Annotated in this window: 26 protein-coding genes; 13 read left to right on the top strand and 13 right to left on the bottom strand. The window is 73.1% G+C overall.

Features of this window, described 5'->3' with window-relative positions; translation table 11 throughout:
- Complete coding sequence (locus tag BLV05_RS10680) at positions 1 to 657, top strand: TetR/AcrR family transcriptional regulator (RefSeq protein WP_407717007.1); 657 nt, start codon at positions 1 to 3, stop codon at positions 655 to 657.
- Between the two features lie 52 nt (positions 658 to 709).
- Here the strand turns inward: BLV05_RS10680 and BLV05_RS10675 are convergent, their stop codons facing one another.
- From BLV05_RS10675 to BLV05_RS10665, 3 genes are all read right to left on the bottom strand, one after another.
- Positions 710 to 1,372: a hypothetical protein gene (locus BLV05_RS10675; RefSeq protein ID WP_046769354.1), complete on the bottom strand. Its 663-nt coding sequence runs from the start codon at positions 1,370 to 1,372 to the stop codon at positions 710 to 712.
- Positions 1,373 to 1,495: 123 nt separating this feature from the next.
- Positions 1,496 to 2,530, bottom strand: coding sequence for a fatty acid desaturase family protein (locus BLV05_RS10670; RefSeq protein ID WP_046769353.1), 1,035 nt, complete (start codon positions 2,528 to 2,530; stop codon positions 1,496 to 1,498).
- Positions 2,531 to 2,600: 70 nt separating this feature from the next.
- Positions 2,601 to 3,368, bottom strand: coding sequence for a methyltransferase domain-containing protein (locus BLV05_RS10665; protein WP_046769352.1), 768 nt, complete (start codon positions 3,366 to 3,368; stop codon positions 2,601 to 2,603).
- 103 nt (positions 3,369 to 3,471) lie between these two features.
- On the opposite strand from BLV05_RS10665, the gene BLV05_RS10660 reads away from it, so the two are divergent.
- Positions 3,472 to 3,972, top strand: a complete 501-nt coding sequence (locus tag BLV05_RS10660) for a MarR family winged helix-turn-helix transcriptional regulator (protein ID WP_046769351.1) — start codon at positions 3,472 to 3,474, stop codon at positions 3,970 to 3,972.
- 37 nt (positions 3,973 to 4,009) lie between these two features.
- Positions 4,010 to 5,233, top strand: a complete 1,224-nt coding sequence (locus tag BLV05_RS10655) for a D-alanyl-D-alanine carboxypeptidase family protein (protein WP_046769350.1) — start codon at positions 4,010 to 4,012, stop codon at positions 5,231 to 5,233.
- Here the strand turns inward: BLV05_RS10655 and BLV05_RS10650 are convergent.
- Genes BLV05_RS10650 through trpS form a run of 3 tightly spaced genes read right to left on the bottom strand, consistent with a single transcriptional unit; the run spans position 5,218 to position 7,830 of the window.
- Positions 5,218 to 6,267 (bottom strand): YihY/virulence factor BrkB family protein, encoded by a 1,050-nt coding sequence (locus tag BLV05_RS10650; protein ID WP_052762553.1) that lies wholly within the window; start codon positions 6,265 to 6,267, stop codon positions 5,218 to 5,220. The two genes, BLV05_RS10655 and BLV05_RS10650, sit on opposite strands and share 16 nt — an antisense overlap.
- Entirely contained in the window at positions 6,264 to 6,815 is a 552-nt protein-coding gene (locus BLV05_RS10645; protein WP_046769417.1) for a 2'-5' RNA ligase family protein, read from the bottom strand. Before BLV05_RS10645 ends, BLV05_RS10650 begins: the two co-directional genes overlap by 4 nt.
- A 4-nt stretch (positions 6,816 to 6,819) precedes the next feature.
- Positions 6,820 to 7,830 carry a tryptophan--tRNA ligase gene (gene trpS / locus BLV05_RS10640; RefSeq protein WP_082155297.1) on the bottom strand — a complete coding sequence of 337 codons (1,011 nt, stop codon included), beginning with the start codon at positions 7,828 to 7,830 and terminating at the stop codon, positions 6,820 to 6,822.
- An 82-nt stretch (positions 7,831 to 7,912) separates the two neighbouring features.
- Here trpS and manD point away from each other — a divergent pair, with 82 nt between their 5' ends.
- Entirely contained in the window at positions 7,913 to 9,154 is a 1,242-nt protein-coding gene (gene manD, locus BLV05_RS10635) for a D-mannonate dehydratase ManD (protein ID WP_046769348.1), read from the top strand.
- A gap of 22 nt (positions 9,155 to 9,176) precedes the next feature.
- On the opposite strand, the gene BLV05_RS10630 is transcribed toward manD, so the two are convergent.
- Positions 9,177 to 10,496: a hemolysin family protein gene (locus BLV05_RS10630; protein WP_046769347.1), complete on the bottom strand. Its 1,320-nt coding sequence runs from the start codon at positions 10,494 to 10,496 to the stop codon at positions 9,177 to 9,179.
- A 107-nt stretch (positions 10,497 to 10,603) separates the two neighbouring features.
- Between BLV05_RS10630 and pgm the strand changes: the two genes are divergently transcribed.
- Both pgm and BLV05_RS10620 read left to right on the top strand, forming a co-directional pair.
- Entirely contained in the window at positions 10,604 to 12,262 is a 1,659-nt protein-coding gene (gene pgm, locus BLV05_RS10625; RefSeq protein ID WP_046769346.1) for a phosphoglucomutase (alpha-D-glucose-1,6-bisphosphate-dependent), read from the top strand.
- On the top strand, positions 12,259 to 13,101 hold the full coding sequence (locus tag BLV05_RS10620) for a helix-turn-helix domain-containing protein (protein ID WP_046769345.1): 843 nt from the start codon (positions 12,259 to 12,261) through the stop codon (positions 13,099 to 13,101). Before pgm ends, BLV05_RS10620 begins: the two co-directional genes overlap by 4 nt.
- On the opposite strand, the gene BLV05_RS10615 is transcribed toward BLV05_RS10620, so the two are convergent.
- Both BLV05_RS10615 and BLV05_RS10610 read right to left on the bottom strand, forming a co-directional pair.
- Positions 13,090 to 13,950 (bottom strand): SDR family NAD(P)-dependent oxidoreductase, encoded by an 861-nt coding sequence (locus BLV05_RS10615; protein ID WP_046769344.1) that lies wholly within the window; start codon positions 13,948 to 13,950, stop codon positions 13,090 to 13,092. The genes BLV05_RS10620 and BLV05_RS10615 overlap by 12 nt on opposite strands.
- A gap of 73 nt (positions 13,951 to 14,023) precedes the next feature.
- Complete coding sequence (locus BLV05_RS10610; RefSeq protein WP_052762552.1) at positions 14,024 to 14,530, bottom strand: DUF2087 domain-containing protein; 507 nt, start codon at positions 14,528 to 14,530, stop codon at positions 14,024 to 14,026.
- Between the two features lie 231 nt (positions 14,531 to 14,761).
- Here BLV05_RS10610 and BLV05_RS10605 point away from each other — a divergent pair, with 231 nt between their 5' ends.
- From BLV05_RS10605 to BLV05_RS10585, 5 genes are read left to right on the top strand one after another with little or no spacing between them, the layout of a single operon-like run.
- The gene (locus BLV05_RS10605) at positions 14,762 to 15,556 is read left to right on the top strand and encodes a DeoR/GlpR family DNA-binding transcription regulator (protein WP_046769343.1); all 795 of its coding nucleotides are present in this window, start codon (positions 14,762 to 14,764) and stop codon (positions 15,554 to 15,556) included.
- Complete coding sequence (gene galT, locus BLV05_RS10600; RefSeq protein WP_046769342.1) at positions 15,553 to 16,626, top strand: galactose-1-phosphate uridylyltransferase; 1,074 nt, start codon at positions 15,553 to 15,555, stop codon at positions 16,624 to 16,626. The genes BLV05_RS10605 and galT overlap by 4 nt, the downstream gene beginning before the upstream one ends.
- Positions 16,623 to 17,579, top strand: a complete 957-nt coding sequence (gene galE / locus BLV05_RS10595) for a UDP-glucose 4-epimerase GalE (RefSeq protein WP_046769341.1) — start codon at positions 16,623 to 16,625, stop codon at positions 17,577 to 17,579. The genes galT and galE overlap by 4 nt, the downstream gene beginning before the upstream one ends.
- On the top strand, positions 17,558 to 18,682 hold the full coding sequence (gene galK, locus BLV05_RS10590) for a galactokinase (protein ID WP_046769340.1): 1,125 nt from the start codon (positions 17,558 to 17,560) through the stop codon (positions 18,680 to 18,682). The genes galE and galK overlap by 22 nt, the downstream gene beginning before the upstream one ends.
- Positions 18,679 to 19,590, top strand: coding sequence for an aldose 1-epimerase family protein (locus BLV05_RS10585; protein WP_046769339.1), 912 nt, complete (start codon positions 18,679 to 18,681; stop codon positions 19,588 to 19,590). The genes galK and BLV05_RS10585 overlap by 4 nt, the downstream gene beginning before the upstream one ends.
- Positions 19,591 to 19,678: 88 nt before the next feature.
- Here BLV05_RS10585 and BLV05_RS10580 read toward each other — a convergent pair whose 3' ends face one another.
- Positions 19,679 to 20,446, bottom strand: a complete 768-nt coding sequence (locus BLV05_RS10580) for a GNAT family N-acetyltransferase (RefSeq protein ID WP_160312752.1) — start codon at positions 20,444 to 20,446, stop codon at positions 19,679 to 19,681.
- A gap of 41 nt (positions 20,447 to 20,487) precedes the next feature.
- Between BLV05_RS10580 and BLV05_RS10575 the strand changes: the two genes are divergently transcribed.
- Both BLV05_RS10575 and BLV05_RS10570 read left to right on the top strand, forming a co-directional pair.
- On the top strand, positions 20,488 to 20,871 hold the full coding sequence (locus BLV05_RS10575; RefSeq protein ID WP_046769338.1) for a nuclear transport factor 2 family protein: 384 nt from the start codon (positions 20,488 to 20,490) through the stop codon (positions 20,869 to 20,871).
- Positions 20,872 to 20,961: 90 nt separating this feature from the next.
- Positions 20,962 to 21,915 carry a siderophore-interacting protein gene (locus BLV05_RS10570; RefSeq protein WP_046769337.1) on the top strand — a complete coding sequence of 318 codons (954 nt, stop codon included), beginning with the start codon at positions 20,962 to 20,964 and terminating at the stop codon, positions 21,913 to 21,915.
- On the opposite strand, the gene BLV05_RS10565 is transcribed toward BLV05_RS10570, so the two are convergent.
- The 3 genes from BLV05_RS10565 to BLV05_RS10555 are packed head-to-tail and all read right to left on the bottom strand — an operon-like array spanning position 21,916 to position 24,644.
- Positions 21,916 to 22,722 (bottom strand): SDR family NAD(P)-dependent oxidoreductase, encoded by an 807-nt coding sequence (locus BLV05_RS10565; protein ID WP_046769414.1) that lies wholly within the window; start codon positions 22,720 to 22,722, stop codon positions 21,916 to 21,918.
- 11 nt (positions 22,723 to 22,733) lie between these two features.
- Positions 22,734 to 23,150 carry an MmcQ/YjbR family DNA-binding protein gene (locus BLV05_RS10560; RefSeq protein WP_046769336.1) on the bottom strand — a complete coding sequence of 139 codons (417 nt, stop codon included), beginning with the start codon at positions 23,148 to 23,150 and terminating at the stop codon, positions 22,734 to 22,736.
- Positions 23,151 to 23,159: 9 nt separating this feature from the next.
- On the bottom strand, positions 23,160 to 24,644 hold the full coding sequence (locus BLV05_RS10555) for an FGGY-family carbohydrate kinase (RefSeq protein ID WP_046769335.1): 1,485 nt from the start codon (positions 24,642 to 24,644) through the stop codon (positions 23,160 to 23,162).
- Position 24,645: the final 1 nt, after the last annotated feature.

Genomic DNA, 24,645 nt, shown 5'->3' with positions numbered 1-24,645 from the left:
ATGGGGCGCGTGACCGACGACGTCGTGACAAGGCCGCGCGCCACGCCCAGCAGGATCCGGATGACCGGCAAGCAGCGGCGCGAGCAACTGCTCGACGTCGGCCGCGCACTGTTCGCGGAGCGCGGCTACGACGGCACTTCCATCGAGGAGATCTCCGCCCGGGCGGGGGTCTCGAAGCCGGTGGTCTACGAGCACTTCGGCGGCAAAGAGGGGCTGTACGCCGTGGTCGTGGACCGCGAGATGGAACTGCTGCTCGACCGCATCACCACGGCGCTCGCGTCGGACGCGCACCCGCGGGTCATCCTGGAGCGGGCCGCGCTGGCGCTGCTCGACTACATCGAGACGTCGACGGACGGCTTCCGCATCCTGGTCCGCGACTCCCCGGTCGCGCACTCGACCGGCGGCTTCGCCAGCCTCATCTCCGACGCCGCCAGCCAGGTCGAGCACCTCCTGGCCGCGCAGTTCAAGGCCCGCGGGTTCGCGACGAAGCACGCGCCGATGTACGCGCAGATGCTGGTCGGCATGGTCGCGCTGACCGGCCAGTGGTGGCTGGAGGTGCGCTCGCCGAAGAAGGCCGAGGTCGCGGCGCACCTGGTCAACCTCGCGTGGAACGGGCTGTCCGGGCTGGAGCACAAGCCCCGGCTCACCGACGGCTGACCCCGCCCTCACAGGCAATTCACCAGGGACTGACGTCAGACCCAGCGGTCGGCTACAAGCATATCTGGATCCCGAGCACCTCGATACAGACCAGCGAGCCGTCGTCATCGTCCGGCGGCTCCTCCGTCGGCGCGGACGGCTTCGGCGTCTCCGACGGCTCCGGCGGTTCCTGGGTCGGCTGCGGCGGGGTGATCGGCGGCTCCGGCGTCGGCGACGGCTCGTGCGACGGCGGAGGCTGGTGGGTCGGCTGCGGGGTCGACGACGGCGACGGCTGCGGCTCGTGCGTCCCGTCGTCCGGCGGCGACGACGGCTGTGGCCCGGCGGTCTCGCCGTCCGGCCGGTCGGACGGCCGCGGCCCGGTGGTCTCACCGTCCGGCCCGTCCTGGACGACGTCCGCCTGCGGCTCGTCGGTCCCGGCGCCCGGCCGCGGCGACGCTCCGGGGTCCGGCGACGAGCCGCCCGCATCGGGGCGGCCCGCCGTCGGCAGGGGTGACGGCGTGGCCGACGCCGGCTGCGATGCCGTCGACGTCGGCGTCTGCGTGGACTCGCCCGATTCCAGGACCTCCGGATGCTGCCCCTCCAACGCATCCGGAGACCGGTCGCGCCCCGAGGCCGCCGGTCCGCCCTGGTCGGCGACGACGGCGACGACCGGGACGGTGAGCGCGGCGAGCGCCACGAACCGCACGGAGTACCGGCGGACGTGACGCAGCGCCATGGCGGCGCCGCTGGGCGCCCGTTTGTGTCCCCCCACGAGAGGAGAAGCTATCGTCCCGCGATCACTCTCCGTGGCGATTTGGCGGAACTCGTGCCGTTCCGGTGCCGTTTGGCCCGGTGAGCATCACTGCGCGTGGCTTCGCAGCGGCTCGCCGACGTCGTGCATGTGCCGCAGCGCGATGCGGTACGACCCGATCAGCGTGGTCTCCGCGTACGACACACCGAGGGCCGCGCAGTACTGCCGGACGATCGGCTTGGCCTTGCGCAGGTTCGGCGTCGGCATGTTCGGGAACAGATGGTGCTCGATCTGGTGGTTGAGGCCGCCGAGCGCGACGTCCATCAGCGCGCCGCCGCTGACGTTGCGCGAGGTGAGCACCTGCTTGCGCAGGTAGTCCAGCTCGTCCTCGGCCGTCAGGGTCGGCATGCCCTTGTGGTTCGGCGCGAACGTGCAGCCGAGGTAGATGCCGAACAGCGCCTGGTGCAAGACGATGAACGCGATCGCCTTGCCGGGCGACAGCACGGAGAAGACGATGGCCAGGTAGCCGGCGAAGTGGGCGAGCAGCAGGCCCAGCTCCAGCCTCCGCTGCTTCAGCCGCGGGTCGAGCGTCGCCCGGACACCGGCGACGTGCAGGTTGAAGCCCTCGAGCGTGAGCAGCGGGAAGAACAGGAACGCCTGCCGCGCGGCGATGACCCGGGTGAGCCCGCCGGCCTTGCCGGCCTGCCGCTCGGACCACACGAGGATGTCCGGTGAGACGTCGGGGTCGAGGTCTTCGTGGTTGGGGTTGGCGTGGTGGCGGGTGTGCTTGTCCTGCCACCAGCCGTAGCTCATGCCGATGCCGAGGTTGCCGGCCAGCCGTCCGGCGATCTCGCTCGGCCGCCGGCGGCGGAACACCTGCCGGTGCGCGAGGTCGTGCGCCACCAGCGCCACCTGCGCGAACACGACGGCCAGCAGCGCCGCGACGGCCAGCGTCCACCACGAGTCGCCGACGGCGGCGAAGATGCTCCAGGACGCCGCGTAGGCGGCGACGACGATGCCGATCCGGACGGCGTAGTAGCCCGGCCGGCGGTCCAGCAGCCCGGCGTCGGCGATCTTCCGGGAGAGCCGCGCGAAGTCGCTTCCGGGCCGTGGGGCAGCGGGGATGTCCGTCTCAGAGGTCATGCTTCGATCCTCGAAGCGACGGGTGCTCCGGGGACATCCCGGCACCACCCGTCTCGCCCTGGGGACAGCCCTACCTTGTGGCGGCCTTGCGGCCGACGGCGAAGATGCGGCGGTACGGCAGCACCGTCCCGTACCGGCCCGGCGGGTAGGCGGCGCGCAACCGGTCTCGATACTCCTCGACGAACGCGCCCCGCGCGCCGTCGTCGACCGCGGCGAGGTACGGGCGCAGCCCCGTCCCGCTCATCCACTCCAGCACGGCGTCGTCACCCTGCAGCAGCTGGACGTACGTGGTCTCCCAGACGTCGGCGGCGAGCCCGAGGTCGAGCAGCGCGCCGAGGTACGTCGCGGGCTCGTGCGCGGCCGGCCGCTCGAGATCGTGCAGCTCCGGCCAGCGGTCGTCGGCGGCGAGGTCGCGCAGCTCGGCATGCGCCGGCTCGGCGAAGTTGCCCGGCACCTGGAAGGCCAGCCAGCCGCCGTCGGCGACGTGCCCGGCCAGCCGTGGCAGCAGGTCGAGGTGACCGGGCACCCACTGCAGCGTCGCGTTGCTCAGCAGTACGTCGACCGGCCGCTCCGGCGCCCAGTCGCGGAGGTCGGCGTGGACGAAATCGACGCCGTCGGGCGGCGGGGCCGGCGTCGCGGCGATCATCTCCGCCGACGAGTCGACGCCGACGACGTGCGCACCCGGCCAGCGCTGGGCCAGGCCGACGGTGAGCGTGCCCGGCCCGCAGCCGAGGTCGGCGACCTCCGTCACGCCGGTGGCCGGCACCTGGGCCAGCAGGTCGGCGAACGGCCGCGCGCGCTGGCCGGCGAAGGTCAGGTAGCGGTCCGGATCCCACATCGCGCCCTCCCAAAATATCTTGACTCCAAGATAACAGACACGGACCGCTCTCTCGACGTCAAGAAGCTTGGGCTGCGACATTATTGCGCCGTAGAGTCTGAGCATGGCTCAGGACGAGGTCGATCGGCTGACCGAGGCGTGGCGGCACGAGCGGCCCGACCTCGACGTCGGCCCCATGGAGGTGCTGTCGCGCGTCAGCCGGCTGGCGCGCCATCTCGACCGCGAACGGCGGGCCGCGTTCACCGAGCACGGGCTCGAGCCGTGGGAGTTCGACGTCCTCGCGGCGCTGCGCCGGGCCGGCGAGCCGTACGAGCTGTCGCCCGGCGTCCTGCTCGGCCAGACCCTGGTCACCAGCGGCACCATGACGGCGCGGGTCGACAAGCTCACCGCCCGCGGCCTGGTCAGCCGGCGCCGCGACGACGACGACCGCCGCGCCGTCCGGGTCAAGCTCACCGACTTCGGCAAGAAGTCCGTCGACGCCGCGCTGGAAGGCCTGCTGGCGAACGAGCGGCGGCTGCTGGCCGGGCTCGGCGACGAGGAGCGCAAGCGGCTAGCCGACCTGCTCCGTGCCCTTGTCCTGCCGTTCGACGACGCACCGAGCTGACTGCTCGTCCCCGCGACTGGTTAGTCTGACCTCGACCATGGGCCCCGCACTGCGCTCCCACCGCAGCCACCGCGCCTGGATCGTGCCGGTGGCGGCCCTCGTCATGCTCGGGTCCGGCGCGCTGCTGCCGGCGCACGCCGAGACGCCGGCGGCGACCGCGCCGGCCACGCCGCCGTCCACCATCCTGGAGCCGCCGGCCGACTCCCCCGTCGACGAGATCGTCGGCGGCGAGGAGCTGGCCGCCACCGGGGTGCCGCTGGTGTCGACGACGGCGCCGCCGCTGCCCGTCGTCGACGGGCAGTCCTGGCTGATCGCCGACGCCGAGACCGGCGACGTCCTGGCCGCGTACAGCCCGCACGAGCGCCGCCCGCCGGCCAGCACGATCAAGCTGCTGACGGCGCTGGCCACCGGCTCCGCGCTGGAGCCCGACGAGACCTACGTCGCCACCGAGGAGGACGCGTCGGTCGAGGGCAGCCGCGTCGGCATCGTCGCCACCCAGACGTACACCGTCGACCAGCTCCTGCACGGCCTGATGCTCGCGTCCGGCAACGACGCCGCGCACGCCATCGCCGAGGCGGCCGGCGGCCAGGACGTCACCGTCGACAAGATGAACGACGAGGCCCGCCGGCTCGGCGCGTTCGACACCAAGGCCGTCACTCCGCACGGCCTGGACTCCCCCGGCCAGCTGTCGTCGGCCTACGACCTCGCGCTGATCGGCCGCGAGGCCCTCGACGACGAGACGATCGCCGCGCTGGCCGCCACCCCTGCCTACGACTTCCCCGGCACCGACGGCGCGACGTTCCAGATCCAGAACCAGAACCGGCTGCTCGGCTCCTACGAGGGCACCATCGGCCTGAAGACCGGGTTCACGACGCTCGCCGGCCACACCTTCGTCGGCGCGGTCGAGCGCGACGGCCGCACCCTCATCGCGACCGTCCTCGGCGCCGAGGGCCGGGCCGAGGACACCGCCGCCGCCCTGTTCGACTGGGCGCTGGCCGCGCCGAAGACCCAGCCGATCGGCCACCTCGTCGCGCCCGACGAGGTCGAGGCGATGGTCACCGACGCCGCCGACGAGGGCGACATCCTCGGGCGCAACCCGCTCGAGGACTACGGCGACGCGCTGACCAGCCCTGGCGGCAGCTCCGACGACGTGCCGCCGGTGGTCTGGCTCAGCCTCGCGGCGGCCGCGCTGGCCGGCGGGCTCGGCTTCGCCCTGCGCCGGCGCCGCCCCAAGTCGTCCGGCCGCTACTCGTCTCGCTGACGCCGGAGCGCGGAGCGGACGGTGCGGGCGGCGCGGGCCGCGAGGAGGGCCAGCGCCAGGCCCGAGGCGCCGAGCACCGCGCCGGCGGCGACCCCGGTCGCCCGGATCTGCCCCGGCGACAGCAGGTCCGCCGGCGCGACCCCGTCAGGAACCGCGCCCCGTGTCTGCGACTGCAGCGTCGCCGCGGTCTCGGCGCGCTCGGCCGCCTCGAGCTGGTCGATGGCGCTCTCGGCCGTCAGCGCCGCGGCGACCATGAGCAGCCGGGTCACCAGGTAGATCCAAGCCAGCATGGCCAGTGGCGCGGCGAAGGCGGCGTACGAGTTCTGCGTGGCCGTGCCGACCACGTACTGCACCAGGAACTGCTTGAGGATCTCGAAGACGACGGCGCCCAGCAGCGACACGACGACCAGGTTGCGGAACGGGACCACGATGCGCGGCAACCCGGCCAGCAGGTAGGCGAACAGCGCCGTGCTGACGCCGACCGACACGAGGCCGCTGAACAGCCGGATCAGCCAGCCGCCGCTGCCGAGCCCGAGCCAGTCGAGAACGTCGCCGGCGAACGAGACGACCACGACGCTGGCGCCGGTGGACACCAGGATGAGCAGGCCGAGCCCGGCCAGCGACACGATGTCGAGGCCCTTGCGCACCACGATGTTGCCGGGCTGGTCGTCGAGGCCCCACATGGAGCGGACGGCGGCGCGGACGGAGTCGACCCAGCCGAGGCCGGTGAACAGCAGCGTCACGGCGCCGATGAGCCCGACGGTGCCGGCATTGCTGTGGAACGTGCTCACATCGACGTCGAGCCCGGGCAGGTTGTCGTCGACGATCTCCTGCACGGTCTCGACGCCGGACGGTCCGGCGATGGCGCTGACGATCGCCGCCGACAGCACGAGCAGCGGGAACAGCGACACGAACCCGTAGAAGCTGGACGCGCCGGCCAGCCGGTTGCCGCGCAGGTCGCCGTAGCGTTTCCAGGCGCGCAGCGGGAGGGTCAGCTGCAGCCGGTCCCAGACCGCGCGGAGCCGGGCGATCACACGCGCGCTGCCTCTCCCGTCAGGACGAAGTCGCGCTCGCGCCGCCAGTAGCCGTCGTCGCCGTGCTCGTAGAGGCTGAACGCCGCGACGTCGAAGCCGGCGTCGTAGCCGGCCAGGGTGTCGAAGGCGTTGTCCATCGCCTCCTCGGACACGTGGTGGGCGACGGTGACGTGCGGGTGGTACGGGAAGGACAGGTCGACCGCGAGCGGGCCGGTGCGGATGGCGTCGGACAGCCGCTCGCACGCCGAGATGCCCTGCGCGAGCGCCACGAACACCACCGGCGACACCGGCAGGAACGTCGCCGTGCCGCGCAGGTGCACCCGGAACGGCGCGAACCGCGCGGCGACCTTGTCGAGGTGCTCGTACACGCCGTCGCGGTCGGCGGCGGTGAGGGCCGTCGGCGGCAGCAGCGTGATGTGCGCCGGGATGGCGTCGGCCAGCGGGTCGCCGAACGAGCGGCGCCAGTCCTGCAGCTCGCGGCCGTAGGGCTCCGGGATCGGGACGGCCAGCCCGATCGTCTGGCCGCTGGGCTCAGGTGCGTCTGTCACCGGGTCACCGCGCGGCGAGGAACCCGACGCGCTCATACACCGTGGCGAGCGTCGGCGCGGCCACCTCGCGGGCCTTCTGCGCACCTCGGGCGAGGACGGCGTCCAGCTCGGCGGGGTCGTCGAGGAGCTGCTGGACCCGCTGCTGGAATGGAACGACGACGTCGAGCACCGCCGCCGCCACCTCCTTCTTCAGGTCGCCGTACCCCCGCCCGGCGAAGTCCTGCTCGATCTGCGCGACCGAGCGACCGCTGAATGCAGACAGGATAGTGATGAGGTTGGTGATTCCGGGCTTGTTCTGCGCATCGGCCACAACCTCGCGTCCGGTGTCGGTGACGGCGCTCTTGATGCGCTTCTCGATGGTCTTGGGCGCGTCGAGCAGCTCGATGAGGCCGGATCCGGCCACGCTCTTGCTCATCTTCGCGGTGGGGTCCTGCAGGTCGTAGATCTTCGCCGTCGCCTCGGGGATGTAGGCCTTGGGCAGCACGAACGTCTCGCCGAACCGGGTGTTGAACCGGCCGCCGAGGTCGCGGGTGAGCTCGATGTGCTGACGCTGGTCCTCGCCCACGGGCACCTGGTCGGCGCTGTAGAGCAGGATGTCGGCGGCCTGCAGGATCGGGTAGGTGAACAGCCCGACGGTGGTGCTGTCGGCGCCGGCGCGGGCGGACTTGTCCTTGAACTGGGTCATCCGGCTGGCCTCGCCGAAGCCGGTGATGCAGCTGAGCACCCAGGACAGCTGGGGGTGCTCGGGCACGTGGCTCTGCACGAACAGGGTGCTGCGCTCGGGGTCGACGCCGCCGGCGAGGTACTGGGCGGCGGTGACGCGGGTGCGCTGGCGCAGCTGGGCGGGGTCGTGTCCGGCGGTGATGGCGTGGAGGTCGACGACGCAGTAAAAGGCGTCGTGGTCGTCCTGCAGGGCCACCCATTGCCGCAGCGCCCCGAGGTAGTTGCCCAGGTGCAGCGACGCGTTGGTCGGCTGCATCCCGGAGAGCACACGCGGGCGGCGACTGTTGGTCATGCGGTCATTCTGTCAGTCACTTCGCGGCGGGACACGCCGGTGCGCCGTTCGGCCCGCCCGGCGCAGTCCCTAGCATGCACGCATGACGAGCATCGAGACGGCCGAGGTCGTGGTGACCAGCCCGGACCGGAACTTCGTGACGTTGCGGCTGACCACCGACGACGGCCTCACCGGGCTCGGCGACGCGACGCTGAACGGCCGCGAGCTGGCCGTCGTGTCGTACCTGCGCGACCACGTCGCGCCGCTGCTGATCGGCCGCGACCCGCACCGCATCGAGGACACCTGGCAGTTCCTGTACCGCAGCGCCTACTGGCGCCGCGGCCCCGTCACCATGGCCGCGATCGCCGCCGTCGACGTCGCCCTGTGGGACCTCAAGGCCAGGGCCGCCGGGATGCCGCTCTACCAGCTGCTCGGCGGCGCGTCGCGGACCGGGCTGCTCGCCTACGGGCACGCCAGCGGCCGCGACCTGCCGGAGCTGTTCGACAGCGTCCGCGACCACCTCGAGCAGGGCTACCGCGCCATCCGGATCCAGACCGGCGTGCCCGGGCTGAAGGCGGTCTACGGGGTCGCGGCGACCCAGCGCGCTGACGTCACCGTCGGCGACCGGTATGACTACGAGCCGGCCAGCCGCGGCGTGTTCCCGCAGGAGGAGGACTGGGACACCCGCGCCTACCTGCGGCACCTACCCGGTGTGTTCGAGGCCGTGCGGGGCGAGTTCGGGCCGGAGCTGCCGCTGCTGCACGACGGCCACCACCGGATGACGCCGATCCAGGCGGGCAGGCTCGGCAAGGCGCTGGAGCCGTACGACCTGTTCTGGCTGGAGGACTGCACGCCGGCCGAGAACCAGCAGGGCCTGCGGCTGGTCCGCCAGCACACCACGACGCCGCTGGCCATCGGCGAGGTCTTCAACACCGTCTGGGACTACCAGACCCTCGTCACCGAGCAGCTGATCGACTACGTGCGCTCGGCGGTGACGCACACCGGCGGCATCACGCACCTGCGGAAGATCCTCGACTTCGCCGCGCAGTACCAGATCAGGTCCGGCATGCACGGGCCCACCGACATCTCTCCGGTCGGCATGGCCGCCGCACTGCACCTGGGCCTGGCGATCCACAACTTCGGCATCCAGGAGTACATGAAGCACGGCGCGAGGACCGACGAGGTCTTCCACCAGACCTTCACCTGGAAGGACGGCCGGCTGCACCCCGGCGACGAGCCCGGCCTCGGCGTCACCCTCGACACCGACGAGGCCGGCAAGTATCCGTACCAGCGGGCCTACCTGCCCTACAACCGGCTCACCGACGGCACCGTGCACGACTGGTGACGGGAGCGGCCCGGGCGGCCGGTCAGCCGTTCACCGGCGGGATCACCTCGGCCGTCGGCGGCCCCGGCCGGGGGTGGACGCGCAGCCGCGAGGCCCGCCGTCCGTCCAGCGACAAGACCTCGATCCGCACCCCGTCGTAGTCGACGACGTCGCCGACCGACGGCAGCCGGCCGAGCCGGGCGACCACGAAGCCGGCCACCGTCTCGTACGGGCCGTCGGGCAGGTCGACGCCGGTGCGCTCGGCGAAGTCGCCGACGTTGAACATGCCGTCGACGTCGACCACGCCGCCGGCCGCGGCGGCCACGGGCAGCTCGTCGGTGTCGTACTCGTCCCGGATCTCGCCGACCAGCTCCTCGACGAGGTCCTCGAGCGTGACGATGCCGGCGGTGCCGCCGTACTCGTCGACGACGACGGCCAGGTGCGAGCCCTGCCGGCGCATCTCCGTCATCGCCGGCAGCACCCGTTTCGTGCCCGGCAGCACGAGCACGTCGCGGACCAGCTCGCCGACCCGGATGCTGCGCCCGGACATCTCCGGGTCGAACAGGTCGCGCACGTGCACGAAGCCGACGACGTCGTCGGTGGACGTGCCGACCACCGGGTAGCGCGAGTGCGGCATCGTCGACGCCAGCTTGACCGCCTTGAACACCGGCATGTCCGCGTCGAGGAAGTCGACCTCGGTACGCGGGCGCATGACCTCGCGGACCTGCCGGTCGCCGACGTCGAGCACGTCGCCGACGATGCGCCGCTCCTCCTCGCTGAGGCCCCCGTGGCCGGAGACCAGCTCGCGCAGCTCGTCCTCGCTCATCTCCTCGCGCTGGGCGGAGGGATCGCCGCCGAGGCCACGGACGACGAGGTCGGTGGACTTGGACAGGAACCAGATGACCGGGCGCATCATCGTCGCGAACCGGTCCAGCGGCGGCGCGACCGCCAGCGAGACGCCGGCCGCCCGCTGCAACGCGATGCGTTTGGGTACGAGCTCACCCAGCACCAGCGAGAGGTAGGCGACGAACAGCGTGAGCACGATGAAGGCGAGGGTGTCGGCCGCGCCCTCGGGCAGCCCCCAGTCCTGCAGGACCGGGGAGAGGTCGGGCGCGAGGGTCGAGGCGCCGTAGGCGGCGGAGAAGAAGCCGGCGAGGGTGACGCCGATCTGCACGGCGGAGAGGAAGCGGTTGGGGTTGCGGGCCAACTCGGAGACCCGCTCGCCGCGGCGGCCCTGCTGGGCCATCTGGGCCAGCTGGCTCTCCCGCAGCGAGACGAGTGCGAGCTCCGTCGCGGCGAAGACGCCGCCGACGAGGATGAAGACGAGGACGAGACCGAGGTTCAGCAGGGTGCCCTGGTTCACGGCTGGGACCCCTGCACGCTATGTCGGCCAGGAGAGCTGTCATTCATCGGCGAATTGTATGGCGCGCGCACGGTACAGACGTACCCGAGGCGAGAGAGGATGACACGGTGACGAACCACCCCCGTGCGGGCCAGCCCGCCACCCCTGAGGATCTGGTCGACGTCCCGCAGCTGGTCCGGGCCTACTACACCACCCATCCCGATCCGGGAGACGCCGGTCAGCGGGTCGCGTTCGGCACGTCCGGGCACCGCGGCTCGTCGCTGGCCGCGGCGTTCAACGACGACCACATCGCCGCCACGTCGCAGGCGATCTGCGACTACCGGGCCGCCAACGGCATCGACGGGCCGCTGTTCCTCGGCAAGGACACCCATGCGCTGTCCGAGCCGGCCTGGGCGACGGCGGTCGAGGTGTTCGCCGCCAACGAGGTGACGCTGCTGGTCGACGGCGACGAGCGGTACACGCCGACGCCGGCGGTGTCGCACGCGATCCTCACGTACAACTCGGTGCCGGGGGCGCGCCGGGCCGACGGCGTCGTCGTCACCCCGTCGCACAACCCGCCCTGGGACGGCGGCTTCAAGTACAACCCACCGGACGGCGGGCCGGCCGGGTCGGAGATCACCGGCGCCATCCAGGACGCCGCCAACCGGTATCTGGAGCACGGCCTGCACGGCGTGCGGCGCATGCACCTGGCGTCGGCGCGGGCCGCCGACACGACGTCGACGTACGACTTCCTCGGCGCCTACGTCGACGACCTGCCGTCGGTCGTGGACATCGAGGCGATCCGCAACGCCGGGGTGCGCATCGGCGCCGACCCGCTGGGCGGCGCGTCGGTGGACTACTGGGCGGCCATCGCCGAGCGGCACGGCCTGGACCTCACCGTCGTCAACCCGCTGGTCGACCCGACGTGGCGGTTCATGACGCTGGACTGGGACGGCAAGATCCGCATGGACTGCTCGTCGCCATACGCGATGGCGTCGCTGATCTCGCGGCTGGCCGAGGGGTCCGAGTTCGCCGTCGCGACCGGCAACGACGCCGACGCCGACCGGCACGGCATCGTCACCCCCGACGGCGGGCTGCTGAACCCGAACCACTACCTCGCCGTCGCCATCGACTACCTCTACCGGCACCGCGCCGACTGGCCGTCGGCGGCCGCCGTCGGGAAGACGCTGGTCAGCTCGTCCATGATCGACAACGTCGCGGCGTCGCTGGGCCGGCCGCTGCTGGAGGTGCCGGTCGGGTTCAAGTGGTTCGTGCCGGGCCTGGTCGACTCCTCCGTCGGCTTCGGCGGCGAGGAGTCCGCAGGCGCGTCCTTCCTGCGCCGCGACGGCCGGGTCTGGACCACCGACAAGGACGGCATCATCGCCTGCCTGCTGGCCGCTGAGATCATCGCCGTGACGGGGTCGACGCCGAGCGAGCACTACCGCCGGCTGACGGCGCAGTTCGGCGATCCGGTCTACGCGCGCGTCGACGCGCCCGCGTCGCGCTCGCAGAAGGCGGCGCTCGGCAAGCTGTCGCCGGAGCAGGTGACGGCGACCGAGCTGGCCGGCGAGCCGATCACGGCGAAGCTGACGACGGCGCCGGGCAACGACGCCCCGATCGGCGGGCTCAAGGTCGTGACCAAGTCCGGCTGGTTCGCGGCGCGCCCGTCCGGCACCGAGGACGTCTACAAGATCTACGCGGAGAGCTTCCAGGGCGCGGACCACCTGGCCCGCATCCAGGCCGAGGCCCGCGCCGTCGTCGACGACGTGCTGGCCGCCGCCGGGTGACCGGCGCCGACTTCGCCCGTGTGCTGCGCTCGTGGCGGCAGCGGGTGACGCCGGCCGCGGCCGGTCTGCCCGACGCCGGGCCGCGTCGCGCGCCGGGTCTGCGCCGGGAGGAACTGGCCGTGCTGGCCGGGATCTCGGTCGACTACCTCGTCCAGCTCGAGCAGGGACGCGCCCGGAACCCGTCGCCGCAGGTCCTGGGTGCTCTCGCCCGAGCGCTCCACCTGACGGTCGAGGAGCGCGAGACGCTCTATCGCCTGGCCGGCGTGCAGCCGCCGCCGGCCGGCGGAGCGGTCCCGCGCCAGCTCAGCCCAGGCACCGGCCGCGTTCTCGACCGGCTCCAGGACACACCCACGGCGGTCTTCACCGCGAGCTGGGACCTCGTGCTCGCCAATGGGTTGTGGGTCGCGCTCATCGGCATCACGACGGACGCGTCCGGGCGCGAGGCGAATCTCGCGTGGCATCACTTCACCGGCCGGCCCAGCCCCGTGGCGCACACGGCCGAGGAGCACGAGCGGCTCGGCCGCGAACTCGTGGCCGACCTGCGGCGAGCGGTCGCTACGTACCCCGAGGACGTTGACCTCGCGGCGCTCGTGGCCGAGCTGCGGTCCGTGAGCCCCGCCTTCGCCGGGCTGTGGGACGACTTCGCCATGCCCCATCGGGTGGCCGAGCGCAAGACCGTCGACCACCCGGAGATCGGCCCGCTCACACTCGACTGCGACGTGTTCTCCGCGCTGGACTCCGACCTCCGGATCGTGGTCTACAGCGCGCCGCCCGGCAGTGAGGACGCGGCCAAGCTCGACCAGCTGCGCGCCGGCGCGAGCACCCGGTCAGGCCGGTAGCCCGACCAGCCGGGCGCTCTCGCGCCAGAGCCGTTCGACGCGGTCCGGATCGGTGGTGTGGCCGGCTGTCTCCACGGCCTTGCGCTTGACGTAGAACCGCCCGGACACGCCGTCGACCTCGGGGGCCGTCGCCAGCCAGAGCGGGGTGTCAGCGCCGGTCTCGGTGCCCGGCGAGAACACACCGACCACCGAGCCGAACACCCGCAAGGCCCCGCGGTCGTGGCGGTTCAGGCGCCCGCCCTTGATGATGCCCGGGTGGGCGCCGTTCACCGTCGAGCCGGTGCCGCGCAGCCGCCGCGCGAGGCCGTACACGAACATCGTGTTCATGTTCTTCGTGCGGGCGTAGGCGGCGAACGGGCGGAAGCTCGGCGGCCAGGCCAATCCCCGGCCGGTCTCGAGGTTGAGGTCGTCCAGGTCGACGGGGGTCCGTCGCAGTCCGCTCGGTGAGCCGCCGACCACGACGAACCGGCGACTCCGCGGGCTCGGTCGCTCCGCGATCGTGCGCAGCAGCAGGTACGGCGCGAGGTGGTTCGTCGCCAGCGACCGATGCAGTCCCTCGGGAGTCCGATCGTCGAGCGGGGCGATGACCGCGGCGTTGCTCACCACGATCGACGGGTCCCGCCCGGCCAGCCGTTCGGCCAGGGTACGGACCCCGTCCAGGTCCGAGAGGTCGACCGGCTCCACCTCCAGGTCCACCCCGGGTGCGACCTGCGCGATGCGGCGCCGGGCCGCCTCGAGCCGCTCCCGATTCCGCGCGACGAGGACCACGGACGCTCCGTGCCGGGCCAAGCCCGTCGCGATCTGTTCGCCGATGCCCGAGTTCGCCCCCGTGACCACCGCATGCTCCATGCGTCCAGGCTCGGGCCACGCGGCCTCGGTTCCCAGGTACCGCCAGTACCACCGGCAAGGGTCAGGACGTGAGTCAGTAGCGCGAGCCGTCGGCGGCCCGGCCGACCAGGCGCAGGTCGACCAGCAGCCGGCGCAGCGCGACCGGCTCGTCGCCCAGGGCGGCCAGCTCGGCGGTGAGCTCCTTCTCGGTGTACGCGTCGCGCTGCGGCAGGGCGGCCACGACCAGCCGGCCCAGCTCGGCCTTGAGCCCGTTGCCGGCCGGTATGGTGGCGATGCGGCCGTTCTTCAGGCAGCCGTCCAGCCGCGGGAAGTCCGCCGCCACCCGGCCGACCGGTGTCGCCGCCACGGCAGCGGCGGCGGCTGCCCGGATCGGCTCGAGGTCGGCGCTCAGCCCGGCGTCGTCGCGGCGGACCAGTCCGGCCCCGCCGAGCACCGCCAGCGCCCGCTGCACGTCGCGCTCGGACAACCCGGCCCGCGCCCCGACCTCCGCGACGGTGCTGACCTCCGGCCGCGCGCACAGGGCGCCGAGCACGGCCACCCGCTTCGGGTCACCGAGGGCGCTGAGCAATTCCGTGGTCATGGCCGCACGCTAGGCGGCCCGGCGGTCGCGCCGCACCTCGATTTCCGCCCCACGGCACACCCCCCCTTGCCGAGTTGATCATGGAGAAGGTCGCCTCTCGACGGCCGCGGAGCCCGACCTTCTCCATGATCAACTCGGCGGAAACAAGGGTGCAGAATCACCCGCCCGCCGCTGCAGTGCTAACGTAAGAGCACAGAGTCGAACAGGTTCGCACAGAAGGGCACGGCTTCGATGCTGGCCGCCGAACGGCAGGCGCTCATCCTGGACGAGGTCCAGCGACGCGGCGCCGCCACGGTCAGCGACCTCGCCGGCCGGTTCGGCGTCTCGGACATGACGATCCGCCGCGACCTCGACACGCTGGTCGCCCGCGGTGAGCTGGACAAGGTGCACGGCGGCGCCACGTCGAAGCGCTCTCCCAGTACCGACGAGCCCGGCTTCCGGACCAAGCAGCTGCGTCAGCAGGCGGAGAAGGAGGCCATCGCACGGGCCGCCGCCGAGCTGGTCGAGCCGGGGTCGGCCGTCGGGCTGTCGGCCGGGACGACGACGTGGACGCTGGCCCGGCGGCTGCGCGAGATCCCGCGGCTCACCGTCGTCACGAACTCGATCCGCATCGCCGACGAGCTGCACGACGACGACCGCACCGACCTCGACGTCGTGCTGACCGGCGGGGTGCGCACGCCGTCCGACGCCCTGGTCGGGCCGGTCGCGGTCTCGTCGCTGCACCAGCTGCACCTCGACGTCGTGTTCCTGGGCGTGCACGGCATGGACGCCGGCGCCGGGTTCACCACGCCGAACCTGCTGGAGGCCGACACCGACCGCGCGCTGGTCGCCGCCGGGCGCCGGCTGGTCGTCGTCGCCGACCACACGAAGTGGGGCACCGTGGGCATCAGCACGATCGCCGGGCTGGCCGGCGCGGACGTGCTGGTCACCGACGACGGCCTGCCTGCCGACGCCCGCGAAGCCCTCGCCGACCAGGTCGGCGAGCTGATCCTCGCTCCGACGCACCCGATGGATGGACACCGATGAAACGCACGACGGCGCGGCTGGCGGACGGCCGCGAGATCATCTACTTCGACCGCCACGACGACGCCACGCACCGGCTGGACGACCCGCGCGACCTGCCGCCGGTGAGTACCACGTCGCAGCTGCGCTACGACCCCGTGCTTGCGGAGTGGGTGGCGATGGCCGGGCACCGGCAGACCCGCACGTTCCTGCCGCCGAAGGACCTGTGCCCGCTGTGCGCCTCGACCGCGGACCGGCCGACGGAGATCCCGTCCAGCGAGTACGACGTCGTCGCGTTCGAGAACCGCTTCCCCAGCCTGTCGACGCACGCGACGACCACCGAGACGGGCACCGAGCTGGTCCCCGTCCGCCCCGGCATCGGCCGCTGCGAGGTGCTCGTCTTCAGCAGCGACCACAACGCGTCCTTCGCCACCCTCGAGCCCGAGCACGCCCGGCTGGTCGTCGAGGCCTGGGCCGACCGGACGACCGAGCTGTCCGCCGTCCCCGGCGTCGAGCAGGTGTTCTGCTTCGAGAACCGCGGCCAGGAGATCGGCGTCACGCTGTCGCACCCGCACGGCCAGATCTACGCTTACCCGTACGTCACGCCGCGCACCGCCCGGATGATGCAGTCCGCGCGCGAGCACCGCGACCGCACCGGCCGCAACCTGTTCGCCGACCTGCTCGCCGAGGAGCGGGCGTCCGGCGTCCGCGTCGTCGGCCGAACGGAGCACTGGACGGCGTTCGTGCCGGCCGCCGCGCGCTGGCCGGTCGAGGTGCACCTGTACCCGCACCGTCAGCTGGCCGAGATCGGCGACCTCGACGACGCCGAGCGGGACGAGTTCGTCACCCTGTATCTTGACGTGCTGCGCCGGTTCGACGCGCTCTTTGACGCGCCGCTGCCCTACATCGCCGCCTGGCACCAGGCGCCGGTGCGGGCCGACCGCGACCTCGGCTACCTGCACCTGCAGGTGTTCTCGGTGAAGCGGGCGGCGGACAAACTGAAGTACCTGGCCGGCTCGGAGTCGGGCATGGGTGCGTTCATCACCGACGTGCTGCCCGAGGACGTCGCGGCCCGACTGCGGGAGGCTCGATGAAGCTGCTGGTCACCGGCGGAGCCGGGTACATCGGCTCGGTGGTGGGGTCGCAGCTGGTCGCGGCCGGCCACGAGGTCGTGGTGGTCGACAGCCTGCTCACCGGCCACGAGGAGGCGGTGCCCGACAGCGCCCGGTTCGTGCACGCGGGCATCGACGAAGCCGCCGACGTCGTCGATTCCAGCTTCGACGCCGTCCTGCACTTCGCCGCCCGGTCGCTGGTCGGCCAGTCGGTCGCGGAGCCGGAGCTGTACTGGTGGAACAACGTCGTCGGCACGCTGCGCCTGCTCGACGCGATGCGCGCGGCGGACGTGCGGCGGCTGGTGTTCTCGTCGACGGCTGCGACGTACGGCCGGCCCGAGGTCAGCCCGATCACCGAGGACACCCCGGCGGTGCCGATCAACCCGTACGGCCAGAGCAAGCTCGCCGTCGACCACGCCCTGGCCGGCGAGGCGGTGGCGCACGGCCTGGCCGCGGTCAGCCTGCGCTACTTCAACGTCGGGGGCGCTCTGGGCCGGCACGGCGAGCGGCACGACCCCGAGACGCACCTCATCCCCAACGTGCTGATGGTCCCGGCCGGCCGGCGCGCCGCCGTCGACGTGTTCGGCACCGACTACCCGACGCCCGACGGCACCGCCGTCCGCGACTACCTGCACGTCGAGGACCTCGGCCGGGCGCACCTGCTGGCGCTGGACTGGACCGGCACCGGCGCGGCGTCCGGCGAGCACCGCGTCTACAACCTGGGCTCCGGCACCGGGTACTCGGTCCGCGAGGTCGTCGAGGCCGTGCGACGGGTCACCGGGCACCCGGTGCCCACCACCGACAGGGAACGGCGGGCCGGCGACCCGCCGGTGCTGGTCGCGTCGGCCGATCGCATCGCCGCCGACCTCGGCTGGCGGCCGGAGCACGGCCTGGAGCAGATCGTGGAGGACGCGTGGACGTTCATGCAGCGGTGAGCGAGCGGACGGGCTCCGCGCCCGGCCGGGTCAACCTCATCGGCGAGCACACCGACTACAACGGCGGGTTCGCGCTGCCGCTGGCCATCCCGGACCGGACGACGGCCCGGGTGCGCACGCGCGACGACGGCGTGGTCACGGCCGCCTCCACCGCGCCCGGCACCGAGCCGGCCTCGTTCGCCGTCGACAGCTCCCCCGGCGACGTCACCGGCTGGGCCGCGTACGTGGCCGGCGTGTTCTGGGCGCTGCGCGACGCCGGGCACGACGTCCCTGGGGCGTTTGTCTCTATAGAGAGCGATGTGCCGACGGGAGCTGGGCTGTCGTCGTCGCACGCGCTGGAGTGCGCCGTCGCCGTCACCCTGAACGACCTGCACGGGCTCGGCCTCGACCGCACGACGCTGGCGCTGCTCGTGCAGCGGGCCGAGAACCGCTACGTCGGCGCGCCCACCGGTGCGATGGACCAGATGGCGTCGCTGTACGGGCAGGACGGCCACGTCATCCTGTTCGACGCGCGGGCCATGACGGCGCAGCCGGTGCCGTGCGACCTCGCCGCGGCCGGGCTGAGCCTGGTTGTCGTCGACACCCGCGTGCACCACGAGCACGTCGACGGCGGCTACGGGGCCCGCCGCGCGACGTGTGAGGCGGCGGCCGCGCTGCTCGGCGTCGAGACGCTGCGCGAGGTGCAGGACTCGCCGGCCGACGAGGTCCTGGGTCAGCTCGACGACGACATCATGGTGCGGCGGGTGCGGCACGTGCTCACCGAGAACGCACGGGTGCTCGACACCGTCGCGCTGCTGCGGGCCGGCCGGGCCGCCGACATCGGGCCGCTGCTGACCGCGTCGCACGCCTCGATGCGCGACGACTACGAGATCACCGTCGCCGAGGTCGACACCGCGGTGGACGCGGCGCTGGCCGCCGGCGCGCTGGGTGCGAGGATGACCGGCGGCGGCTTCGGCGGCTCGGTCATCGCGCTGACCGCCGCGGCCGACGCGGCGCGGGTCGGTGACGCCGTCCGGGCCGCGTTCGACCAGCACGGCTACGTGTCACCGTCAGTCTTCACCGTCCGCCCGGCCGCGGGCGCAGGCATCGAGGAGAGCCAGTGAGCCCCAGCGGGACCCAGGTCGAACTGCGCCACGGCGACTACTCCGCCGTCGTCACCGAGGTCGGCGCCACCCTGCGCGAGCTGCGCCACGGCGATCGGCCGCTGGTCGCCGGGTTCGGCGCCGACGAGATCCGGCCGAACTTCCGCGGCGCGGTGCTGGCGCCGTGGCCGAACCGCATCGCCGACGGCGTCTACACGTTCGACGGCCAGGAGCGGCAGCTACCGCTCACCGAGCCGACCCGCGGCAACGCGCTGCACGGCCTGGTCGCCTGGGTCCGCTGGGACGTGCTCGAGCAGGACGCCGCCGCGGCGACGTTCGGGCACTCGCTGGTGCCGTTCACCGGATACCCGCACCCCTTGGACCTGCGGGTTCGCTACGCCCTGGACGACGCCGGCCTGCACTGGACCGTCACGGCCACCAACACCGGCTCCGGCCCGGCGCCGTACGGCACCGGCCCGCACCCCTACCTCGTCGCCGGCGCCGGCCGCGTCGACGACTGGTCGCTGGAGCTGCCCGCCGCCGAGTACCTGGCCGTCACGCCGGACCGGCTGCTCCCGGTCGACGTCGAGAAGGTCGAGTCCGCCGGGTTCGACTTCCGGTCGCCGCGGGTGCTGGGCGACCTCTTCATCGACCACGCCTTCACCTCGCTGGCCACCGACGCCGACGGGGTCGCGCGGGTGCTCGTCCGCGCCGCCGGCGGTGGCGGCGTGGAGTGCTCCTGGGTCGCGGCCGAGTGCCCGTGGGTGCAGATCCACACCGCCGACCGCCCCGGCGAGCCCGGCGACCGCATCGGCCTCGCGGTCGAGCCCATGACCTGCCCGCCCGACGCCTTCAACTCCGGCACCGACCTCGTCGTGCTGGCGCCGGGCCAGACCCACCAGACCACCTGGACCATCGCCGCCCTCTGACCGCCCACCACGCCCGCCAAAGTTGATCTTGGAGTTCTTCGCCGATTACGGTCCGAAATGCCCGATAGATGGCCGAACAACTCCAAGATCAACTTGGCGTCGGGCGGGCGACGGCGCGGGTGGCGAAAGATTGGCCGACGCGGAAGCCGAGGCGTTCGTACATGCGGCGGGCGACGTGGTTGTCGGCGTACATGCCCAGCGTCACGGACGTCGCGCCCGATGTCAGCCCGGCGCGGGTGGCAGCGGCGGTGACATCGGCGCCGAGACCCCGGCCGCGGAACGACGGATGCGTCGCGATCGCCCGCAGGTGCCAGACGCCCGGCGACTCCTCGTGCTCGGCGGCGCACGCCACCAGCCGGCCCGACCCGGCCGCCTCGTCCCGCACACCGAACCACGTGCGCACGCTCGCGTCGTCGGCCCGGGCGGACGTCCGCGGCGACGACACGTGCAGCAGCTCGACCAGGTCGTTCTGGTCACCCGGACCCAGCCGAACGACGGCGGCCTCGCCCGGCCGCGGCGGTGTGGGCACGGACGTCGTCCAGAACCAGTCCCAGTCGTCGCCCTCGCCGAGCGGCGCGTCGACATGCGGCAACGCGTCGACCGCGACCACGATCCGCGCCACCGCCGGCACCAGCGACAGCGCCGCCGTCGTCAGCAGGCCCGCGTCGGCGCCGTCGCCGACCGCGACCAGCACGGGACCGTACCGCCCGTTCACCGTCCAGCCGGCCGCCCCGCCGAGCACCCACGCGCGCTCGAACGTCGCCGCCGAGTGGTGCCAGCGGACGAACGGGTGGCCGGCGCTGCGGGCGACGAGCGCGGCGTGATCCGGCAGCTCGACGAGCGTGGGACTCAACACCGAATCAGGGTAACGAAGCTGTCGGTGAGAGGATCGCGGGCATGTCGACACCCGACCCGCATGCCTTCGCCCGCGACTGGCTCGCCGCCTGGAACGCCCACGACGTCGAGGCGGTGCTCAGGCACTTCCACGACGACGTCGTGTTCACGTCGCCGGTGGCCGCGCGGGTGCTGCCGGAGTCGGGCGGCGTGCTGCGCGGCAAGGACGAGCTGCGCCGGTACTGGACCGAGGGTCTGCGGCTCATCCCGGATCTGCGGTTCACCGTCGAGGCCGTCTACGCGGGCGTCACCGCCATCGTCATCACCTACCGGAACCAGCAGGACGTGCTGGTGAACGAGGTGCTGATCTTCGACGGCGACCGCGTGCGCGAGGGCCACGGCACCTATCCGGGCGACGACCCGAACCCGGCCGGCGCGCGCGACTGACGCCGAAACTCGGGGGTCGGGGGTGCGATCAAGGAATCCATCGGTTAGCCTCCCCTAAGTAAGGCGAAGCAACCTTCACACGGGGACTCGATGACCACCGCGACCACCGAGCGTGCCGTCCGGCGCGCTGCCGACGTGCCGGCCTGGCGCCCGTTCCGGGTGACCGTGGCGCGCGTCCAGCAGCTCACGCCGTGCTTCCTGCGCATCACCTTCACCGGCGGCGACCTCGACGAGTTCGGTCACGACGGACCCGACCAGCGCATCAAGCTCTACCTGCCGCGCGCCGGCCAGGACCTGCCCGACGCGCCGGCCGGCGACTGGTTCGCCCAGTACCGCGCCATGGACCCGGAGGTCCGCGGCACGCTGCGCACGTACACCATCCGCGCCGTGCGCCCGGCCCAGCGCGAGGTCGACGTCGACTTCGCGCTGCACGGCGACGCCGGCCCGGCGTCGGCCTGGGCGGTCGCGGCGACGGTCGGCCAGGAGGTCGCGCTGATCGGCCCGAACCGGCTCTACGGCGCCGACTGCCAGGGCCACGAGTGGAGCCCGCCGGTCGACGTCCGCGACGTGCTCATCGCGGGCGACGAGACCGCGGTCCCGGCGGTGTGCGGTGTGCTCGAGCGGCTGAGGGGCACGCTCGATCCCGGCGTCCGGATCCAGGTGTTCCTCGAGGTCCCCGACGCCGCCGACGTGCTGCCGCTGCTGGCGCCGGACCAGGCCGAGATCACCTGGCTGACCCGCAACCGCCCCGACGGCACCGTCGCGGCCAACGGCGAACTGCTGCTCGACGCGGTGTGCGCGGCCGAGTTCGGCCGAGGCGCCCGGGCCGCCGCGCTGGACGCGAGCACCGTCGACACCGTCGACATCGACCTCGAGGTGCTGTGGGAGGTCGCCGCGGCGGCCGGCAGCAGCGCCTACGCCTGGATCGCGGGCGAGGCCGGCGCCGTCAAGACCATCCGGCGGCACCTCGTCCGTGAGCGCGGCATCGACAAGGGCGCCGTCTCCTTCATGGGCTACTGGCGCGCCGGCCGGTCCGAGAACTGATCAGCGCAGCCGCACCACGCTGCCGGTCAGCAGCCGGGCCTCGTCGGACACCACCCAGGCGATGACGTCGCCCACCTCTTCGGGGGTGGCGACGTGGCTGAGCTCGCGGCTGGCCTCGACAGCGGCGCGCACCTCATCGGTGACCCAGCCGGTGTCGGTGACCGGCGGGTAGACGATGTTGGCCGTGACGCCGTACGCGGCCAGCTCGACCGACGCGGACATCGTGTAGTTCTCCTGCGCCGCCTTGGCCGCGCCGTAGGACACCTCCTCGGGGAAGCCGTGCTGGCCGCCCGACGTCAGCCCGACGATGCGGCCCCAGGTGCCGCCGCGGGCGACGTGGCGGCGGGCGAACTCGGCGATCAGCAGCGCCGGCGCCATGGCGTCGACGCCGAACTGCTGCCGGAACGTCGCCTCGGTGACCTGTGTCATCGGCCGGCCGAACCGGTCGGTGCTGGCCGGCGCGAAGGTGTCCTGGACCCAGCCGCTGGCATTGTTGACGAGGACGTCGACCGGCCCGAGGTGCTGCTCGGCGAGGTCGAACAGCCGGGCGGGCGCGGCCGGGTCGGTGAGGTCGGCTTCGACGGCGTACGCGCGGGCGCCCGCGGCCTCGACCGCGGCGACGACGTCGGTGGCGTCGCCGCGCCGGGCCCGGTTGTACGCCTCCTCCTGCCCCTCGGCGTCGCCCGGGCGGAAGAACGCCACCAGCACGGACACCCCGCGGCGGGCGAGGGCGACCGCGGTGGCGGCGCCGATGCCGGCGTTGGCTCCGGTGACGACGGCGACGTGCGGCACGGTGGTCTCACTCATGCCGCCCATCCTCACGTCGTATTGCGGACCAGCGCGACCAGTTTCTTCGGCGCCAGGACGCAGTAGCTCTCGGTGACCAGTTCGGCGATCTCGGACCAGTCGTTGTCGCCGTCGGACAACACCAGCACCACGACGTCGCGGCCCCACCGGCCGCGGAAGAACGGCGGCCCGCTCGACACCAGTGCGTGGAGGTCTTCCGGTGGCGCGCGGAACGTCAGCAGCGGCACCGGCCGGTCGGCGCCGCTGACCGCGGTGTAGACGGCGTGGTACTCGGGATCGACGGTGAGCACGTGGGCGAACGTGCGCCCGCGCACCCGCCACCGCGTGCCGACCCAGGCCAGTTCCTCGTAGGCGTCGGGCAGGCTCATGCAGATCTCACGCAGCGGCTCGACGATCTCGTCGGGGACGTCGTCGTCGTGGTACACCATCCGCCGAGGCTATCGGCGGGCTCCGACAGCCAGCGCGTGCTGGACGTCCGCCGTCCGCTCGTGCAGCTCGCGGTAGAGCGGGAACAACCGGTCGTACACGGCAGCGTCGGCGGGGTCGGGCGCGACGGTGACGCCGCCGCCGTTCCAGTCCGCGTCGCGGTCTGCCGCGCCGATCGCGACCGCGGCGAACTTCGCGTCGCCATAGGCCGCGCCGACCGTCACCCGAGGCACCTCCTGCGTCACCCCGGCGGCGCTGCTGACGATCGTGGTCCACAGGTCGCCCTGGGTGCCGCCGCCGACGGCGACCACGCGCGAGGCCGTGACACCCGCGGCGGCGAACTCGGCCAGGTTGTGCCGCACGCCGAACGCGGTCGCCTCGAGCAGCGCCCGGTAGACGTGGCCGGTGCTGTGGCGCAGGGTCAGCCCGGCCAGCACGCCGCGCGCGTCCGGGTCGGCGAACGGGGTCCGCTCGCCGTCGAAGTAGGGCAGCGCGAGCAGGCCGTCCGAGCCGGCCGGCACAGCGGCAGCGTCCGCCAGCAGCGACGGGTACGGCCGGCCGCCGGTGAGGTCGCGGAACCAGCCGGTGATCGACCCGGAGCTGGCCATGCCGCCGGCCAGCGTGTGCAGGCCCGGGTGCTGGCCGACGGTCCCCCACAGCTGCGGATGCGCGACCGGCGTCGACGTCACGGCGATGAAGAACATCGTCGAGCCGTACATGATCATCACGTCGCCGGGCCGCCCGACGTCGACGCTCTCGGCCTCGGCCCAGGCGTCGATGGTTCCGACGACGACCGGCGTGCCGGCCGGCAGCCCGGTCGCGGCGGCCGCCTCCGCCGTCACGTGACCGGCGACGTCGGTCGGCCAGCGCAGCGACGGCAGCGCCAGCCCGGGCGCGACGACCTCGGCCCACTCGGCGATCCACTCGCCCCGGCGCCGGTCGTACAGCGGCTGGGCCTGGTTCGCCGAGTGGTGGTCGAGCACGTACGCGCCGGTCAGCCGGTACACGACATACGAGTTGGCCATGAAGAAGTACCGGGTCCGGGCCCACACGTCCGGCTCGTTCTCGCGGATCCACGCCAGCTTCGGGCCGGCCGACTGCGACGACAGCCGCGACCCGCACCGCTCCAGCACGGCGTCCTCGCCCAGCCGCGACGACAAAGCCGCGGCCTGCCCGACGGCGCGGGTGTCCACGCCGTAGAGGATCGCCGGCCGCAGCGGCGCCCCGTCGGCGCCGGCCACCAGCGCCGTCGGCCCGATGCCGCTGACGCACACCGCGCCGATCGAACCCGCCGGGAACCGCTCCGTCATCCGCCGGCTCAGCTCGCACACGTCGGCCCACCAGACGGCGTCGGCGTCCTGCTCGACCCAGCCCGGCCGCGGCCGCGAGGTGTCGTGCTCGACGACCTCGACGGCCACCACCTCGCCGCCGGTCGACGCCAGGACGGCCTTGCTGCTGGCCGTCCCGATGTCGATCCCGAGGACGAACTCGGGCACG

The sequence above is a fragment of the Jiangella alkaliphila genome (assembly GCF_900105925.1).
Classification (GTDB): Bacteria; Actinomycetota; Actinomycetes; order Jiangellales; family Jiangellaceae; genus Jiangella; species Jiangella alkaliphila.
The sequence above is the reverse complement of the archived record's forward strand: the minus strand, read 5'-3'. Positions and strand labels throughout refer to the sequence as shown.

Bases quoted from the DNA above. Each gene is read 5' to 3' on its own strand.
- BLV05_RS10680 (WP_407717007.1), top strand. From the start codon at position 1: ATGGGGCGCGTGACCGACGACGTCGTGACAAGGCCGCGCGCCACGCCC.
- BLV05_RS10675 (WP_046769354.1), bottom strand. From the start codon at position 1,372: ATGGCGCTGCGTCACGTCCGCCGGTACTCCGTGCGGTTCGTGGCGCTC.
- BLV05_RS10670 (WP_046769353.1), bottom strand. From the start codon at position 2,530: ATGACCTCTGAGACGGACATCCCCGCTGCCCCACGGCCCGGAAGCGAC.
- BLV05_RS10665 (WP_046769352.1), bottom strand. From the start codon at position 3,368: ATGTGGGATCCGGACCGCTACCTGACCTTCGCCGGCCAGCGCGCGCGG.
- BLV05_RS10660 (WP_046769351.1), top strand. From the start codon at position 3,472: ATGGCTCAGGACGAGGTCGATCGGCTGACCGAGGCGTGGCGGCACGAG.
- BLV05_RS10655 (WP_046769350.1), top strand. From the start codon at position 4,010: ATGGGCCCCGCACTGCGCTCCCACCGCAGCCACCGCGCCTGGATCGTG.
- trpS (WP_082155297.1), bottom strand. From the start codon at position 7,830: ATGACCAACAGTCGCCGCCCGCGTGTGCTCTCCGGGATGCAGCCGACC.
- manD (WP_046769348.1), top strand. From the start codon at position 7,913: ATGACGAGCATCGAGACGGCCGAGGTCGTGGTGACCAGCCCGGACCGG.
- BLV05_RS10615 (WP_046769344.1), bottom strand. From the start codon at position 13,950: ATGGAGCATGCGGTGGTCACGGGGGCGAACTCGGGCATCGGCGAACAG.
- BLV05_RS10610 (WP_052762552.1), bottom strand. From the start codon at position 14,530: ATGACCACGGAATTGCTCAGCGCCCTCGGTGACCCGAAGCGGGTGGCC.
- BLV05_RS10605 (WP_046769343.1), top strand. From the start codon at position 14,762: ATGCTGGCCGCCGAACGGCAGGCGCTCATCCTGGACGAGGTCCAGCGA.
- galT (WP_046769342.1), top strand. From the start codon at position 15,553: ATGAAACGCACGACGGCGCGGCTGGCGGACGGCCGCGAGATCATCTAC.
- galE (WP_046769341.1), top strand. From the start codon at position 16,623: ATGAAGCTGCTGGTCACCGGCGGAGCCGGGTACATCGGCTCGGTGGTG.
- BLV05_RS10575 (WP_046769338.1), top strand. From the start codon at position 20,488: ATGTCGACACCCGACCCGCATGCCTTCGCCCGCGACTGGCTCGCCGCC.
- BLV05_RS10570 (WP_046769337.1), top strand. From the start codon at position 20,962: ATGACCACCGCGACCACCGAGCGTGCCGTCCGGCGCGCTGCCGACGTG.
- BLV05_RS10565 (WP_046769414.1), bottom strand. From the start codon at position 22,722: ATGAGTGAGACCACCGTGCCGCACGTCGCCGTCGTCACCGGAGCCAAC.
- BLV05_RS10560 (WP_046769336.1), bottom strand. From the start codon at position 23,150: ATGGTGTACCACGACGACGACGTCCCCGACGAGATCGTCGAGCCGCTG.